The organism is Pseudoxanthomonas sp. Root630 (assembly GCF_001427585.1).
GTDB lineage: Bacteria > Pseudomonadota > Gammaproteobacteria > Xanthomonadales > Xanthomonadaceae > Pseudoxanthomonas_A.
Map to the genome: position 1 here is coordinate 48,395 of NZ_LMGY01000005.1, position 16,571 is coordinate 64,965.

Genomic DNA, 16,571 nt, shown 5'->3' on the forward strand with positions numbered 1-16,571 from the left:
CCACCTGCATCAAGACTGGTGGAGTGCAGCCGAGCATGTTGCCCCGCAAGGGGGCAGCGGTTTGGGTACCGGCGGCCATTGCCAGCCAATCACGGCCGCGCGCAGATGGGTACTGGAGGGCGCGTGGCAAGCCGTTGCCAGAACCTCGCCCCCGGCCACGTTCGCCACGTCATGCGCGGTAGCCCATGCTCCCAAATCCCACCCTTGGGCGGCGTGCGCAGCGAGTGATTCCGCGCGGGGATGGGCAAAGGAATTATCCGGCCCAAAGGAGTAGGCGAGACGGGCATAGGGCACGCTGGGCCGCGGCGGCTTGGCTCCCATGGGGCGGGCTCCATGATGAGGTACCGCTACGCCAACATAGTTGGACGCCAAGTGCGGTGCCAGGTACTCGTAGTCGACATCGCCGGTCATTAGCCATCGGTGGTGTGGGCTCCGATCGGTGACCTCCAGCGCGATCCCGCGTCCATTCCTGTCATGGCCACTGCCTTGTATGAGCGTCAGGCTCCGCCCATCGCTAAGTACTATCGGGTTGGACTTCCATGCCCCTGGCTCAAGGATGACCAGGGTTCCACCCGCCTCAAGAATGGATGCCGCGAAGGCGATATGGCGCGGGCCGATTGTTAAGTCGTAGGGGGCTATCCAGGTGCGTTGAAGGAAGACCTCCCGATCCCCTGGCGGTGCGAAGGCGCGAGCGCCCGCCCAGTGATCGGTATCCCAATGCGACAGGATGATCGGTGCAGGACCACTGTGGCACAGCACCAGACCAGTCGGTCGAGTCTTGGCATTGCGATAGACGCCGCAGCCGATGTCGTGCATCAACGTTACCGGACCACCCTCCGCGAGCAGGCCGTTGGCTGATCCTTGCCCGATATCATAGACAGCCCAGATCTCGGCCTGAGTCGCTTGCAGATAGGGCCCGAGCTGATCCGGCGAATGTCGGGGCCAGGATTTCATTGAAAAGGCTTGTTGCAGTGATGCGGCAAGTGATGGCTGTGCAGCGGAAATGCGTCCCACCGGCGTGCTAAGCGCCTCGGCGAAAAGGGTGGGATAGAACAGGCCTTCGCGAGCGCCAACAAGGCCAGGGCCGAGTTCGATCTCGAGCCAATCGCTGCTCTGTGTGCTGAATACATCGGGGCCAAAGGCAAAGAACGCCTCCTCACGCGTCAGCAAGATCTCTAGTTGGCCCAGCGCTAAGTCATGGTACATCCCCAGCCAATCAGGCCGGGGTGGCTCACCCACACCATCCGGGCGTTGCCGCGCGATCAGGTCTCCCAGCGACCAATCTGCCGAGAGCGCCCGGTCCATGAAACGGTCAGCGCTGTCGGCGGAAACCGTGTCGATTCCAATGACCAGATACTGCTCCTCGATCTGCTCTACCGAGTCCAACCGGGCATAGACGCGGGCAGGGATATCCCCCGGGTGTCTACGTTCGTTGTTGAAATGCGGGTTCATTGACTCACTCCAAGACTAGTTGAGTTGTTCCACGCCCGATTCTCAGATGTCACGCACACCTACAACGTAAATCGGGTCTCCACCGTCAAGCTGCCGAGGTAGTAGTCGTGCACGTGGGGGCGCTGCAGGTTGTCCAGGGTTGGGCCGAGGTAGGAACCGTTGGACACATAGAAGTGGACTTTGTCATCGACACACTCCATCGTGATGTCGCCTGCACGGTTCTGGGTGATGGTCTGGTAGCCGGTGTAGTAATGAAGATGACGAGAAGGCGCCTCACCAATAACGATGATCTGAGGATCAAGACGCTCCAACCAGGCATCCGGAATCTTTCCCGACCAGCGGCCGTGGTGGGCTGCAAACACGATGGTGGTCTTCTGCAGGTCGATGCTGTCGGTGATGTCCTCCATGAACTGGGTCTCCAGATCGCCCAACCACATCACGCTGGCTCCGCCAGCGGCCTGGTATCGGACTACGGCTGAGGTATTGTTGTACGACTCGCCTGCGTCACAGGCAGCCAAGGCCTGCTTGAAGTAGGGGTTCTGCAGGTCTGGCCACAAGATGCTGATGCCGGAGGAGTCGCGCGTCTCGTCGCCAAGGTTCATCCACTTGCGCGAGCAGTCCTTGTGAATGTAGAACGCCTTGGAGCTATCACGAAGGGCGCAGTAGCGCGTGAATGAAGTTGTATCTTCGTCCTTGATGGCCTGGTTCTTCACTACGTAGAAGTTCCAGATCGGCATCGCATCATCAAGCAGATGCAAGCCACCGAAATGGTCCTCATCCGGGTGGGTACAGATGAAACGGGAGATGCCTACGCCGGCGGAGGCATTCTTCAGCTCTGTAATGATGCGATCGGCATTGTCCGCGGACAGATCGCAATCAATGATGGTGAAGTTGTCACTGTTGTGGCGGATATAGAACATGTCCCCGGCGCCAACAGCGAAGCTCTTTATGATGGACATCGACAACCTCCTTGTCAGGTGGGGCGTGGCAGGTTAGCTGCGCTAGGTGCTGCTCTCTATCGCCAGCACGGTTCGGACAAATCGAATGCCGCTTTGTTGCGCGCACACGCATGCGAGCACGTACTGGATGGCAAAAATCGCCGCGGCCGGCGCCATCGCCATGGGCAGCCCCAAAATCTTCAGCAGTGCCGGGGTTCCCAGGGCCAACAGGAAAGACAGGGTCGCCAGATCACGAAACAGCAAGAAGCGCTTGTTCGCATCAAGAACGGCTGGATCATCCCGATGCTGGCGGTAGAGGCGGTACCAAAGCGTGTTCTGGGCAACCGGCTCGGTCGGGAAATCCCCTAGACGATTGCGTAACGCGCCCTGGTTGATGCGCGAATCGCCTTCCAGGTACTTACTGAAGGCTCGATGGCCGGGCAGGGCATGTCGTGGCCGCCAGAACGCCAGCGATGCCTTGAGATCGGCCGAGAACAGCGTTGTCAGCAAGAGCACTGCTGGGGGTACGAGCAGGCTACTCAACATGCCGGTCACGTTCTGCGGGTCCATGCGTAGGTCCTGCCAGAACGGCACGAGCAATGCGCCGAGGATCACCATATCGAGGGCGACGAATGCCCCCAGCCACGGCAGTAGGCCCTTCTTTGCGCTCATGCGTGCTCCGTTGCTGAAACTGCAGGAACGAGCTGCTCGGCGAGCAGTCCTTTGGCCACCGCATAGCCGCGGCCGGCAAGGAGATCAAACGTGGCCAACGAAAGCTTGGTGAGCGTGGTAGGGAAAGCCGACACGAATGCGCGCTCTTGATCAGTCCCTATCGCTGGACTGGCCAGGAACACGAGCGCTCCTCGCCCAGCGCCCTGCAGCAGATAGTGGACAAAGGTTCGCACACGCAGCGCACGTGACTGATCAGACATGATGTCGGCCACGCGTTTAAGTCGGAATGGGCTGAAGGGTCCGTGGGCAAACCCCGGCGCCAGCGGCGCGCCTGCATCGGACACCAGAATGAACTGGTCCGCGTGCTTAGGCTCGCCGCGCCCTGCGTCGAAGAAGGGCTCCAGGCCCAGGTTGTCGTAGACACCGCCGTCATACAGATGCAGGAAGCGATGGGCCGGGGTCGCCACCGTGGCCGAGCTCTCGGGAGCATCCCACTGCCGCTTTCGCCAGATATAGCGACGCGTGGATAGGCGCAGGGGGCCAAATCCTCCTGGGAAGGCTGCGGATACGGCCATGGCATCGGCCAGGGTGAAATCCTCTGCCGAGGCATAGCCGCTCTTGTAGTCACCCAGGCTATCGCGCTTGAAGCGAAAGCGAGCCCCATTCTCCGCATTGGTCCCGTTGATCGACCAAACGGGGAATGCGGGTAGATCGCTCAGACGCGCCTGGATCTTCCATTCATGGCGCAAGGCTGCGGCCAGCGCATTGGCGCGAGATAGGACGTACTGCCAGTTGCGGGGTCGCAGGAGCTGGCGCACAGCGCCCCATTGCAGACTTCGCTTGCAGAGTTGCGCCCGTAGCGCGGGGTAGATCTGTCGAAGGTACTCGCCCGAGGAGGGCCATTGCAGCCCTGCGCTCTGGAGAATCAGGCCAGTGATCAAGCTGCCGCCAGACACGGTGGAAATGCGGGCCACTGACTCCAGCGCGCCCTGCTCGGCAAGATACTTCAGCACGCCCATATGGAAGACCATGGCCCGAATGCCCCCGCCAGAGAGCACCAGGCTGATCGGCTTGCCGAAAGGATCGTTCATAGGCGCTCGGCTCCGGTCAAGACGGAAAGATCGTGCTCACCGACGATTAGCTGGACGGCCGGCAGTCCTTCACTCCCCATCTGCAGTGTCAGATGGGCCAACTGGTAAAGATCATCGGAGCTGGGGTTGGCGGAGTGGCCGCGTGGATGGCTGTGCCACTCGCCAACGTAGCGAACCACCCCGGCGGTCCGGTGCGCGGCCTGCTCCACGACAGCCTTCAACCCTTCCAGTCCGCGTTCAAACGAATGCGGCGTGCTCTTGCTATCACCCGGAGCGGGTATGGCAGCTACCAACACCAAGGCCCCCACGTTGAAATCGTGGTAACCCAGCAGGATGCCCCCGGTCTCATTGGGCAGGGCGGTCTCGCGCTGGTGGCGAAGCTCCGCCTCCAGCCCTCTATCAAGATAGACGGTCAGACGCTCATCGACGGGTAGCGCCTTCTCGTGATGCGGCTCCAGCGTGTAGGCGACGAGATCCCCGGAGGATGTTCGCTGCCACACGCGCAGAGCGCCTTCCGGAGAGGTCAATAGGGTGGGCAGTTGCTCGGCCAAGAGCCCGGCATGGGCCATGACCCTTGCATAGGGCAGCACGGTGGACAGATCCCGGCAGCTGGCACCACTCCAGAACGCCCCCAAGTGTCCGTCCAGATGCGACGCCCCCCATTCGCTTTGCAATATCGCGCGGTAGTACTGGGCTTCCAGTGTCCTGAGCCGGATATGGCGATCGGCATCCTCCAGCATGAGTACCGCCGCTTGGCCGCTGGGCGTAATGAACACGGAGGCGTGCCTCGGTGCTCGATCACGCATACTGGCCAGGCGTGGATAGTCCAGATCTGCGGACGCATCAAGCACGAGCTCGGCATCGCGCAGTGCGGTCTGGACTTCCTTGTCTTCTGAATCCAGCGCGTCGGCTGCAATTGCATGCAGGGGGTACGCGCCTCGCCATGCGGCCTCGTGCAACTCCTGCACGGCAAGCACCTTAAGTCTGCCAAGTTGGTGATTGAGGGCCATGTGGCGAGACAAGTTGTGGGGCTTTACGTGATCGCTATCGATCACCGTCCACGTCCCCCAACCAGAACGCCCCAACAGATGCAGCAAAGCACTGCCAAGGGAGCCGGCTCCTACCAATGTGATCAGCGGACCGGGCTCATCCAAGCCCGCCTGCCATCGCGCACGCTGGGGATCGTTCTCTCGAAGGACCGCTACGGGCGTCACGCCCTGGCTTCGCCATCCTGCAGCGTCTTCGGTGGATTCCAGCAAACCCGCTGCGCTGAAGTACTTGCCTTCGTGCTTGAACAGCGCTCCGCAGGCCACGCCCACTGCAAAGGGATCGGCATCGATCAGAAAGGCGCGCCTTGTCAGCGTCTCGATATGCTCCGGCACATCGCGGTAGAGAGGGATGGTCACCATCACCACGGTCAGTGGGTGTTCCTTTCTTGCCGGCACACCCGCAGCGCCCACCATGGCTTGAAAACGCTCGCACATCGCTGGCAGCAGCGCTGCACCCCGATGCTCCAAGCTGTCGCTCAACTGTCCCAGGTTCGATGGTGAGATCTCAACCGCCCCCGCTTGCACAGGGGTCAACGTTACCGAGATCAAGTTGACCGTACGGCTTGCCGGGTCCACCTGGTCGGCTGGGCGCAGCAGAAGCGTATGACCCTGATCGGGGCGAGGAGGCTGGGATAGCAAGACGAACTCGGTTCCAAGAGCATACCGATCGATATCCCATGGCAAGACCAGTTCATCCCTGCCGGCGAAGAACAACTGATCCAACGGCTGATCAGCCAAATGGAGCTCGCCGCGGGCATTCTGGACAAACCACCACAGGATGCGCTCCAGGAACGCCTCCGGCGTCCAACTCCGCAATACAGCTCTCGGAGGCTCGAAATACAGGCACAAGTTGGCAGGCGTATCCGGCGCAGCACGATTCTGGTGCGCCAGGCGTGGGAAGTCCTTGCGCAGTGCCAACACCTGCGGCACCGCAGCGGCGCTGGTGGGCACGACCAGCGTCAGCCGTTCCCGAAACTGCAAGCCGTAGTCGTTATGGGGTGGAACGCCGTCGCAGGTCACCTCCACGGTGATCAGTTCGTCGACCAGACCATCAATGGCCAGGCGTTCGACGCTAATGAGGCGGAACTCCCGATGACGTTCAACGGCCACCAGCAGCGCACGCGCCCGTTCGCTGAGGCTGGACCTGTCCTCAACCGGTGTTCCGTCCAGCGCGTAGTACGCCTCAGTCATGGGCACCGGCGCGAGGCGGACGTGAGGTGATGATCGCCGCAGATCCTGCAATGGTGGCGCGCACCAGACTCACGCCACCGGCCTCAACATCGAACACGATGGGTTGAGGGCGGTTGGCGTTGGGCTCTTCCATGGTGACCAGGAAGCGCCGCCCCCCGACCTCACCCAGGTAGCGTTCATAGGCTTTGCGTGCCTGGATATGGGGTGGTTGGACTTGTGAGTACGCTTCCTTGTAGTCCTGCACGGGCTTACTGCAGCTGACGACGTAGGCATCGGCTTTGCCCATCAGTAGCAGGTCCTTCACCAGCGGTACCGGCTCCGTTTCCCGGTCGCCCTTTTCGTCACTCAGCGCACGATAGCTGCAGTGGTGGGGCAGGTTGAACAGATCCCACTCCAAACGATCGTCATTGCCGTGATATCGCGTGATCGAGACGATATCTTCCAGGTCGCAGTACTCGGCATCGCCCACTTCCAGATAGTCGTAGGTGCGACTTCCGATCTGAAAGCGGACGTTGAACACCAGCGCTGCGCTGTTGCGGATGATGTCGCCGTCATCGCAGTGCTGGATGAAGGGAGAGTGGCAGAAGAACTCCACCTGATCGTGGGCAAGCGAGAAGCCGGGTACCAGGGTGCCGGCGTCAATGAAGAGATGGTCGCGCGCGGTGACCGCTTCGCCGCGGGCCTTGAGCTTTGGCTCTAGCCAGTCCATCAACGCCTGCGGCCGAGAGAACACCAAGATGTCCTTGCCCTCAAGCAGGCGATGGCGTGCTTCCTGACGCAGCAGCACATACTCTTCGGATTGGTGATCCTTGTCGGCCTCCTCAAGCAACATGGCCGCCGGTACCCATAGTTGCTTGATCTTGATGCGGCCGTCGCCCTGATAACGGGCAGCATGCTGCAGTTCGAAGAAGTCGGTGCTGCCTTGGATGTGGTCGTTGTCAGCGTGAGTGAAGGCGACAACGTCGAAGTAGTCGCGATCGACTGCCTTCAGGTCTTTCTTCAACTCGCGCTTGAGATCAATTTCCGGAGTGTCGTCTTCTTCACTCTTGTCGCGGTGGCAAAAGTCGAAGAGCACGCGACGGCCACCGGCCAGGACGATCTGGGTGGTGTCCCCGTTGCCGACGGGATAGAAGATGACTTGATGCTTGGCTTGCATGGAGGCCTCCTGCTTGTACCCACCGTGGGTGAGCAAACATGGCCCGGGGACGTCGCAGAGCGTGCGACGCTTCAGGACTCCCCGAGTGGGCCCTTCCTTGGGAAGCTTCAGTCAGGTTTGTGACGAGAAGCTCTAAATTCAAGTGATAGGCTGCACAAACGTAATGACTATTTCAGCAGGTCTGCGGCGGGGTTGGCCGTCGCGCTGCCGCTCTGGAAATAGCCCATGACACTGGCCACGGCCCGGTGCTCGGTCATGGCCATCAAGGCGGGCAGCGCAATGCCCTGGCGGGCGCCTTCGGTCACAAAGCCCGAGCGTAGGCTGTGGCCGCCGAAATCCCCCTCCAAGCCCGCCAGGCGCGCACGCCGCTGGATGATGGACGCCACGGCCTTGTCGCTGAGACCGGGCCCGATCCGCGGGCCCCAGAGGCGCCGAAAGATGGGCCCCTCGGTGATCGCCGCGGCCTGCAGCCACGCCGTGAGGGCCTGCGCGGCGGCACCCAACACGGGCTTGTCCGGCGTGGACCCGATCGACGGTCCGGCCTGCTGGGTCTTGCTGTGGCCCAGCCAGTACACATAGCCGCCCTCGGGCAACGCCCGCAGATCGGCCAGGTCGGCCGCCGCGATCTCGCTGCGCCGGCGCCCGCCGGAGGCGAAGCCGAAGCAGAGCAGGGCGCGATCGCGTAGCCCCTCGAGCGAGTCGTCACAGGTGGCCAGCAGCGCCTCGAGCCCGGGTCGCGCTAGCGCGGTCTTCTTGCGCGCTCGTACGCCTTGCTTGACCGCGGCCCGCCGGCTGCGCGCGAGCAGGTGGCGCACACCCGGTGCCTCGGCCGGATTGGGCGCCGCCTGACGCAACCGGTGGGCGGTGGACAGCACGGCGACGCGGTGGATGACGGTAGCCAGCGACCACGGCCCTGGGCGTTGTTTCAGGCCGCTGGATACCAGCACCTCATCCAGCGCAGCAGGCAGCTCCCACGCCGGGCCGCTCGCGGTGCGGCGGGGCAGGTGGTCGACGATGAACTGGATCACCGCCGCCTCCGGTACCGGCAGCGTCAACGCTTGGCCGTAGCGGCCCTGGAACCAGCCGGCCCAATAGCGCAGGGCGCTGGCATAGCTGCGGGTGGTGTTGGCCGACGCCGCGGCGGCGAGGATCTCGCGCACGGCGTGGGCGGCTTGTGCGGCCAAGCGGTCGGGTTGAAGCGGTGCGTGCCGTCGGACCAGCGGCGGACTATCGTTATGTTTCATATGTACTATGTATGTAACACTATGTAATTATGTGATTAATTCCGGTAAATATAACTTATCGGATGTACAGCGCGACCAGCCCGTTTTTTGCAGGAGGAGACCTACGATGGCCCGCGGCATCACCGAATCCGACGTGCATACCGCCGCCGATGAACTGGTCGCTGCCGGCGAACGGCCTACCGTTGATCGCATCCGCGCGCACCTGGGCACCGGCTCGCCCAACACAGTCACGCGTTGGTTGGAGACGTGGTGGCGGGGGCTGGCGCCGCGGTTGCATGCGCATAGCGCTCAGCAGGCGATACCGGAGTTGCCAGCACCGGTCAGTCGCCTGGCGCAGCAGCTCTGGGAGCAAGCGGTGGGCATTGCCCGAACTGACGCCGAACAGGCCATGGCGCAGGACCGGCTTCAGTTGGATGCTCAGCGCCGCGACCTTGAAAGCCGGGAAGGGGAGCGGCAGGCGCAGCTACGCGACGCGGCAGACGCGGCAGACCAGGCGAGCCAAGCGCTGGCGGCCGCCCAGCAGCGTCTGGCTGACCTGCAGCGGGCGAGCGATCTGCAGCAGGAGCAGATCCGCGACCTGAGCGGGCAACGCGCAAACCTGGAGGCACGCAGTGCGCGTTTGGAGGCTGACCTCCACGCCGCTCAACAGCGCGCAACCCAGCGCGAGGAAAGTCTGATCGCCGAACGCGATACCCAAGCCCAGCACCTGCGGGCGCTGGAAGATCGGGCCCACAGCGAGATCGATCGCGCTCGCCAGGAAACGAAGGACGTGCGCAGCCAGCTGACAGCCCTGCAACGCACCAGCGAAGCCCTTCGTCATCAGCGGGACGACGCACAGGCCGCCACCGCTGCCGCGCAGCGCGAGGCCGGGGTGCAGCGCGGCCGGGCCGACACGCTCGAGCAGCAGTTGGCGGGGTTGGGCGAATTGCCTGCAGCTTTGCAAGCCACGCTGGCACAGCTGCAGCCGCCCAAACCGCGGCCACGCAAAGCGAGCCCACCGCCCAAGGCCCAAGTAGGTTCTCGGCGACGCAAAACCTCGTCTTAGCTCAGCTCGCCGACGGGAACAAACCCAATGGTTGATCCGAAGACGCTGCGTGTGCGCGGGTATGGCGGCATGGAGAAGGAGTCGTTCGAGGCCTATCTAGAACGCTGGCCGGCTGCGCTGAGCAATTTTCCGGAGGACGTCATCCGCGAGTGGGTCTGGCGGCATTGGGATGACTTTGAACGCCTATGGGTCAGCCGCGGTATCGAACGCTTTGCATTTCAGCCACGCCAGTATGACAACCAGGCCATTCTGGACATTGGCCGCTTCGACTCCTGGGACGATCTGGCTGCGCGCCAGCTGGACCCCAAAGAAGATCTGGACTTCTGGGTTGGGCGCTACATGACCGAACACGGCACATTCCCCACCCCGATCATCGTCGCCACCAATAGCGAAGGTCTCACCCATCCTCGGGGCATGCCGATGCCGGCGCGTCTGCTCATTGAAGGCCATAGGCGACTGGGCATGTTGCGTGGTCTGTTGACCCTCGGCGTCCCAGGCGTCCAAGCCATGCATTCCGTCTGGGAGCTCACACTACCGCGTGATTGCTTTGCACCGCCGCACAGTTCCGAGCACGGTTGACGGCCAGGACTCCGCCGCACTGGTAAATGCACATACAGAAATGCATTTACGCCTAAACAACCGATCGAGCTTGTTGACAAGGGAGCGCTCGGAAAATCAGGATACGTCCGAGAGCCGCGTGCCACTGACGGCGTAGGCATCTCGGGCTCCATTCGCTCTGGTAGCCATTCCGCCAGAGAGCGTAGGGAACGCGCTGACAGTGATTTGGGGATCTACTGATGGCTCAGGGAAGCAGCCCACTGGTGCTGGTGGACGAATTGCCGTCCGACGAGGAAGACGACTCACCCATAGACCTGGGTCTCGCTGGGCTGGCGCTGCTTGCTCAGTATCACGGCGTGGCGGCCGATGCCAGTCAACTCAAGCATGAGTACGGACAAGGGAACGAGCCGTTTGATGCAACCGGCCTCCTGCTGGCCGCAAAGCGACTAGGACTTAAGGCGAAGATATCCGCCGTACCCGTCCATCGTCTGAACAAAGTGTCGTTGCCGGCAATGGCGTTCCAGCCCGACGGCCAGCACTTCATCGTTGCCAAAGCCAATGATCAACAAATCCTGATTCAGGATCTGAAGCTGCAGCGACCCCAAGTGTTGTCCCGAGAGCAGTTTTCCGAACGCTTCAGTGGGCAATTGTTGCTAGTGGCGTCGCGCGCCTCCGTGCTGGGCGAGTTGGCCAAGTTCGACTTCCGCTGGTTTGTGCCTGCGGTGGTCAAATATCGGCGGATACTGCTGGAAGTCTTCGTCGTTTCTCTGTTCATCCAGTTGTTCGCCTTGGTCACGCCCCTGTTCTTCCAGGTGGTCATGGACAAGGTGCTTGTCCATCAGAGCCTGACGACCTTGGAAGTCATCGCGATCGGCTTGGTGGCGATCGCTGTTTTCGACGTGACTCTTAACGGGCTGCGGACCTATGTCTTCTCGCATACCACCAGCAAGATAGACGTAGAGCTGGGAGCTCGCCTTTTCCGCCACATCCTTAGCTTGCCGCTGGCCTACTTCGAATCGCGCCGGGTAGGTGAGACGGTAGCTCGCGTCCGTGAGCTTGAGAACATCCGCAACTTCCTGACCGGGCAAGCGCTGACCTCGGTGCTGGATCTGCTATTCACCGGTGTGTTCCTGGCGGTGATGTTCTACTACAGCTTCTGGCTGACCCTGATCGTCGTACTCTCCCTTCCCGTGTACGCACTGTGGTCGGCTGCCATCACGCCGGTGCTGAGAAAGCGCCTGGACGAGAAGTTCGCACGAGGTGCCGAAAACCAGTCCTTCCTGGTCGAGACCATCAATGGAATAGGCACGGTCAAGGCCACGGCCGTGGATCCGCGCATGACCCGCACATGGGATGCGCAGTTGGCGGGCTACGTGGGTGCCGGCTTCAAGGTGGCGCGCCTGGCCAACGTGGGCCAGCAGGGCATCCAGTTGGTGCAGAAGCTGGTAGGCGTCGCCATCCTGTTCTTTGGCGCCCGCTTGGTCATCCAAGGGGATCTGTCGGTTGGCCAGCTGATCGCCTTCAACATGCTCTCCGGCCAAGTGGCGGCGCCCATCCTGCGGTTGGCCCAGCTCTGGCAGGACTTCCAGCAGGTAGGCATTTCTGTCCAGCGCTTGGGCGACATCCTCAATACTCGGACCGAAGTGCCCGGCAGCCGCATGACGCTGCCGGCGATACAGGGTCGCGTGACGTTCGAGGGCGTTGGTTTCCGTTACCGCCCGGATACGGCAGAGGTCCTGGCAGGCATCGACCTGGATATCGCGCCGGGGGAGGTCATTGGCATCGTGGGGCGCTCAGGCTCGGGCAAGAGCACGCTGACCAAACTGGTGCAGCGCCTCTATGTACCCGAGCGCGGGCGCGTCCTGATCGACGGCCATGATCTGGCGCTGGCCGATCCGGCGTGGATGCGCCGGCAGTTGGGAGTGGTGCTGCAGGAGAACTTCCTGTTCAACCGGAGCATCCGCGAGAACATCGCCTTGGGTGATCCTGGCATGGCGCTGGAGAGGGTAATCCACGCCGCACAGCTGGCCGGCGCGCACGATTTCATCACCCAGCTGCCGGAAGGCTATGACACGAAGGTGGGCGACAACGGGGCAGGGCTTTCGGGCGGACAGCGTCAGCGCATCGCCATTGCTCGAGCGCTGGTGACCAATCCTCGTATCCTGATCTTCGACGAAGCCACCAGTGCGCTGGACTACGAGTCCGAGCATGCCGTCATGCAGAACATGCGGGCGATCTGCCAGGGGCGCACGGTACTCATCATCGCCCACCGTCTCTCTACCGTGCGGATGGCCAACCGGATCGTCGTTGTAGACAAGGGTAAGATTGTGGAGTCGGGCCGCCACGAGGAATTGGTCGACCGTCCGGGCGGCCAGTACGCGCACCTCTACAAGCTCCAGCAAGGTGTCGCATGAAGCACATCCTGAGTGCGACCAAAGAGTTCCTGGCTCGTTATGGCCAGGCGTTCTCAGCGGCCTGGAAGGTGCGCGCACAACTGGACCCACCGAAGCGGTCGGACGACGAACTAGCCTTCCTGCCCGCTCAGCTGGAGCTGGTCGAGAGCCCGGCATCGCCAGCAGCACGCTGGACGATGCGGATCATCATGACCTTGTTCTGTGTGGCTCTGCTTTGGTCGATCTTCGGAAAGCTGGACATCGTCGCGGTCGCCTCGGGCAAGACCGTCGTCAACTCTCGTACCAAGGTCATCCAGACCGCCGAAACCGCCGTGGTGCGCCGCATCCTGGTCCGGGATGGACAGGCGGTACGGAAGGGCGATGTGCTGGTCGAGCTGGATGCCACTGCGACCGGAGCGGATTTCGAGCAGGCGGGCGACGCGCTGCTCAATGCTCGCTTGGCTGCGCTCCGCTTTGAGGCAATGACAAAGGCGCTCGAGTCGGGTCTTCTTCCCGGTGCTCCTGAGGAGCCCGGCCTGCCAAATGATCGTGTGCGTGCTGAGTGGTTGCTGGCGGCAAGCGAGCTGGCGGAGTACCAGGCGCGGCGGCAGAGCCTTCAAGCAACCATCGCCCAGCGTCAGGCACAAGAGAACACCGTGCGCTCCCAGATCTCGCCGATGGAGCAAAGTCTGGCGATCTCCAGAGAGCGCGTGGCCGACTTGGAGAAGCTGCTGGATGGGCAGTACGTCAGTCGGCACGAGTTTCTGGCGCGAAAACAGGAGATGGTCGAGATGGAGCGCTCGCTGACGGCACAACGAGCAACCTTGTTGGAGACAGGTTCGGCACTCGCCGGAGCGCGTGAGGAACTACAGGTGCTGGAGGCTGACACGCGTCAGCAAATGTTCGAAGGCCTTCGCCAGGCACGCGAGCAAGTGGGGCAGTACCGGCCTCAGGTCGCCAAGACGCAGCAGCGAGACAGGCTGATGCAGCTGCGCGCTCCCGTAGACGGCAACGTACAGCAGTTGACGGTACATACCATCGGGGGTGTCGTGACGCCCGCGCAAGCCCTCATGGCCGTAGTGCCCAGCGAGGAGTCGCTGGAAGTGGAGGCCACCGTTCTGAACAAGGACATCGGCTTCATTCGGCCGGGTCAGCGGGCGACAGTCAAAGTAGAAAGCTTTCCTTATACCCGCTATGGATACTTAGACGGGGTGGTCGAAACCATTTCCCATGATGCAGCGCAGGATGAAAAGCTGGGATTGGTTTTTCCAGCCCGGGTTCGACTGACAGATACCACACTAGTGGTGGATGGTGTGAAAGTGGCGCTTACGCCGGGCATGAGCTTGAGTGTCGAGATTAAGACGGGAAGAAGGCGATTGATCGACTACCTGTTGAGCCCTCTGAAGCAACATCGTGAGGAATCACTCAGGGAAAGGTGACTTCTAGGGTCTTATGAAAGCCGCACGAGAAGTTGGGCTTCTTACTTAAGATTGCGAATCAAACTCGGAGGACCTGTGGCTACACTGAATCTGAATGGAGAGCAGCTTCGGCCGCGTTTGTCACACAAGTCGCCACGCGACGCGATTCTTCGAGTACTCATTGTTCTACTGACAGTTATTCTCGCTGGTTGCAATGACGTAACGCTGCATTGGCAGGAGCACGCTGATGTGAACGACGAGCTACGTGTGCTGGTCGAGCGAACCGCCGACGGAGAGAAGTACTCGGAACTCGGTGGGCCTAAGGCCTGGAAGCAATCGGAAATGACGGTGGAGGTGTTCGACATTTCAGGCAGGTTTGCCCCGCTCCCACCGAAATGGGTGGGCACAGCCGTCCCGATGATCCTCGACTACGAACAAGAAGCCGGTACGTGGTCTTTGATCGCGACTTTCTCATCTTGCGAGAGTTGGTACGAGGCCGGCCGCCCCAGGCCGCCGTACCTCGAGTATCAATCCAAGAATGGGGGCCATTGGACACCGGTGGCACTCGAAGAAAGATTTCTAGAGAAGAAAGCGAACCTTCTGACGGGGCCGCGCGCCGATGGCGAGCCTCGATTGGTGACGGACTCGGACAAGGAGCTCAGGCGCCGTAGTGCGGCTCCCATTTTTCAAAGCGTGCTGCGTACGTGGGGAAAAGAGCAAGAGAACTACTGTGACACCTACTAAAACGGACTTAGGAGATTAGGTGATGGCTACGAATTTGGAACTGGCTCAGCTGGCTACGCATGTGTACGCGCGGCCCAACTCGAACAAGACCCCTCTTACGGGCGGGTGGTCACAGTTCGCTCGACAAGACGATGACGAGTGGGGCTTCTCGGCAAGCTCCTACGTTCGAGGTGGCGAGATCGTCATCTCCTTTGCCGGAACAAACCAATCGCCAATAGACTGGACAACGAATGTTCCGGCAGGCGTTGGCATTACAGCGCCTCAGGTCCTCACAGCGATTAGCTACGTGCTAAATGTTATGTCGCAGAATCCAGGCGCGACGTTCACGTTTACGGGTCACTCCCTTGGCGGTGGTCTGGCCTCGGTAATGGCAGTGATGTTCGACGTCGCTGCCACTGTCTTCGACCCAGCTCCGTTTGAACTCACTGCAAGAAGCGAAGAATTCCTCGCCCTTATAGATGGCTGGCCACACCCGAGTGGTTACAGGAATGCAGCGCTCGATGCCTACACGTCCAGCGGCGGGGCGCTATTCCCCCAGCGGGAATCCCAGGTCGTCGGGTACAGCGTGGCTGGAGAAGTGCTGGAACTTCTACGGGCAGCTCTTCCCACCGTCCAAGGCTCCCATCACACATACGTCGTAGGCAAGCCTCCACTGACTGAAGCCAATCCCATCAGCACAATGGTTGGGTTGCATTCCATGGACCTGTTGAGCGCTGTGATGAGATCCAGCCAGTTCAATACTGGCGTCGTGGAGCAAACAAGATCCTTCCAGGTGTTCTCTGATGAGGGGCTTTACGGGTCGGACAGTCGACTCGACCGGCCTGACTTCATGGCCAGGATTCACAATCGACACCTTGCTAACGCAGCAGGTGGTGAAGGTGCACTGGATGTTCTTGGTCAAGATCTCCAAGACATAGGAGACGTAGGGGCAGCATTCGAGGAGACGTTGAATCGGGGCATCCTGGCCGCGCTGGCTGAGTACCATTACTTTCAGACTGGCGGCAGCTATGAAGGATTCATTGAAAGAGTGCACGCGGGCACTCAGTTTGATCTTGCGAATATCTCCTCGACTTCTGATCGAAAAGGACAAGACCGCCTCCGTAACAGCGTTACGGAATGGCTCGCAGAGGAGGGAGAAGTATCAACTGACGCATCTAGGTTCAGTAGCTTTGTTGTGCAATCGGGTCAGGGAGGCCTCCAGTTCGAAGCCCAGCAGGACACGGATGATCTGATTCTCGGCGGCACTGGAAATGACACGGCCTCGGCGGGCGGTGGCGACGATTTCATCTTTGGCTGGGACGGATCAGATACTCTCCGCGGAGGATCGGGTAGTGACGAGATCCATGGCGGTGACGGAAACGACATCCTGTACTCTGGATCGAGTACCGAAGATTCGGACACAAGCGAGAACCGACTGTACGGCGGCGACAATGATGACACTCTCTACGGTTCCGGAGGAAGAGACTATCTGGATGGCGGTGAGGGTGTTGACCTTCTGCAGGGCGGCGATGGAGTAGACACGTTGGTACGCCCCCGATTCCGTAGACACCTGATAGTGTCTTTTGAGGATCGGAGGATCTATGGCGAGCAAGCGATTCACAGACGAGTTCAAGGCCGAGG

13 protein-coding genes are annotated in these 16,571 nt (G+C 61.2%); 6 read left to right on the top strand and 7 right to left on the bottom strand.

The genetic code is table 11. The features are described 5' to 3' along the window. Positions 1-9: 9 nt before the first annotated feature. From ASD72_RS04745 to ASD72_RS04775, 7 genes are all read right to left on the bottom strand, one after another. Positions 10-1,452, bottom strand: a complete 1,443-nt coding sequence (locus ASD72_RS04745; protein WP_155944478.1) for a hypothetical protein — start codon at positions 1,450-1,452, stop codon at positions 10-12. Positions 1,453-1,511: 59 nt separating this feature from the next. Beyond that, positions 1,512-2,411 (bottom strand): hypothetical protein, encoded by a 900-nt coding sequence (locus ASD72_RS04750; protein WP_056878803.1) that lies wholly within the window; start codon positions 2,409-2,411, stop codon positions 1,512-1,514. Positions 2,412-2,453: 42 nt separating this feature from the next. Beyond that, positions 2,454-3,062 carry a hypothetical protein gene (locus tag ASD72_RS04755; protein ID WP_056878804.1) on the bottom strand — a complete coding sequence of 203 codons (609 nt, stop codon included), beginning with the start codon at positions 3,060-3,062 and terminating at the stop codon, positions 2,454-2,456. Continuing rightward, entirely contained in the window at positions 3,059-4,153 is a 1,095-nt protein-coding gene (locus ASD72_RS04760) for a patatin-like phospholipase family protein (protein ID WP_056878805.1), read from the bottom strand. Before ASD72_RS04760 ends, ASD72_RS04755 begins: the two co-directional genes overlap by 4 nt. Then, positions 4,150-6,393 (bottom strand): Mov34/MPN/PAD-1 family protein, encoded by a 2,244-nt coding sequence (locus tag ASD72_RS04765; protein WP_056878806.1) that lies wholly within the window; start codon positions 6,391-6,393, stop codon positions 4,150-4,152. Before ASD72_RS04765 ends, ASD72_RS04760 begins: the two co-directional genes overlap by 4 nt. Beyond that, complete coding sequence (locus tag ASD72_RS04770) at positions 6,386-7,549, bottom strand: hypothetical protein (protein WP_056878807.1); 1,164 nt, start codon at positions 7,547-7,549, stop codon at positions 6,386-6,388. The genes ASD72_RS04765 and ASD72_RS04770 overlap by 8 nt, the downstream gene beginning before the upstream one ends. Before the next feature lie 167 nt (positions 7,550-7,716). Next, positions 7,717-8,793 (bottom strand): site-specific integrase, encoded by a 1,077-nt coding sequence (locus ASD72_RS04775; protein WP_056878808.1) that lies wholly within the window; start codon positions 8,791-8,793, stop codon positions 7,717-7,719. Between the two features lie 106 nt (positions 8,794-8,899). Between ASD72_RS04775 and ASD72_RS04780 the strand changes: the two genes are divergently transcribed. The 6 genes from ASD72_RS04780 to ASD72_RS20440 all read left to right on the top strand — a co-directional run. Then, positions 8,900-9,838: a DNA-binding protein gene (locus ASD72_RS04780; RefSeq protein WP_056878809.1), complete on the top strand. Its 939-nt coding sequence runs from the start codon at positions 8,900-8,902 to the stop codon at positions 9,836-9,838. Between the two features lie 27 nt (positions 9,839-9,865). Beyond that, positions 9,866-10,417: a hypothetical protein gene (locus ASD72_RS04785; protein ID WP_155944479.1), complete on the top strand. Its 552-nt coding sequence runs from the start codon at positions 9,866-9,868 to the stop codon at positions 10,415-10,417. 218 nt (positions 10,418-10,635) lie between these two features. Then, positions 10,636-12,810: a type I secretion system permease/ATPase gene (locus ASD72_RS04790; protein WP_056878811.1), complete on the top strand. Its 2,175-nt coding sequence runs from the start codon at positions 10,636-10,638 to the stop codon at positions 12,808-12,810. Then, positions 12,807-14,228 carry an HlyD family type I secretion periplasmic adaptor subunit gene (locus ASD72_RS04795; RefSeq protein WP_056878812.1) on the top strand — a complete coding sequence of 474 codons (1,422 nt, stop codon included), beginning with the start codon at positions 12,807-12,809 and terminating at the stop codon, positions 14,226-14,228. Before ASD72_RS04790 ends, ASD72_RS04795 begins: the two co-directional genes overlap by 4 nt. Positions 14,229-14,456: 228 nt before the next feature. Beyond that, positions 14,457-14,951, top strand: a complete 495-nt coding sequence (locus tag ASD72_RS04800) for a hypothetical protein (protein ID WP_056878813.1) — start codon at positions 14,457-14,459, stop codon at positions 14,949-14,951. A gap of 22 nt (positions 14,952-14,973) precedes the next feature. Further along, the coding region (locus ASD72_RS20440; RefSeq protein ID WP_155944480.1) for an Mbeg1-like protein at positions 14,974-16,571 on the top strand (1,598 nt) is incomplete at its 3' end.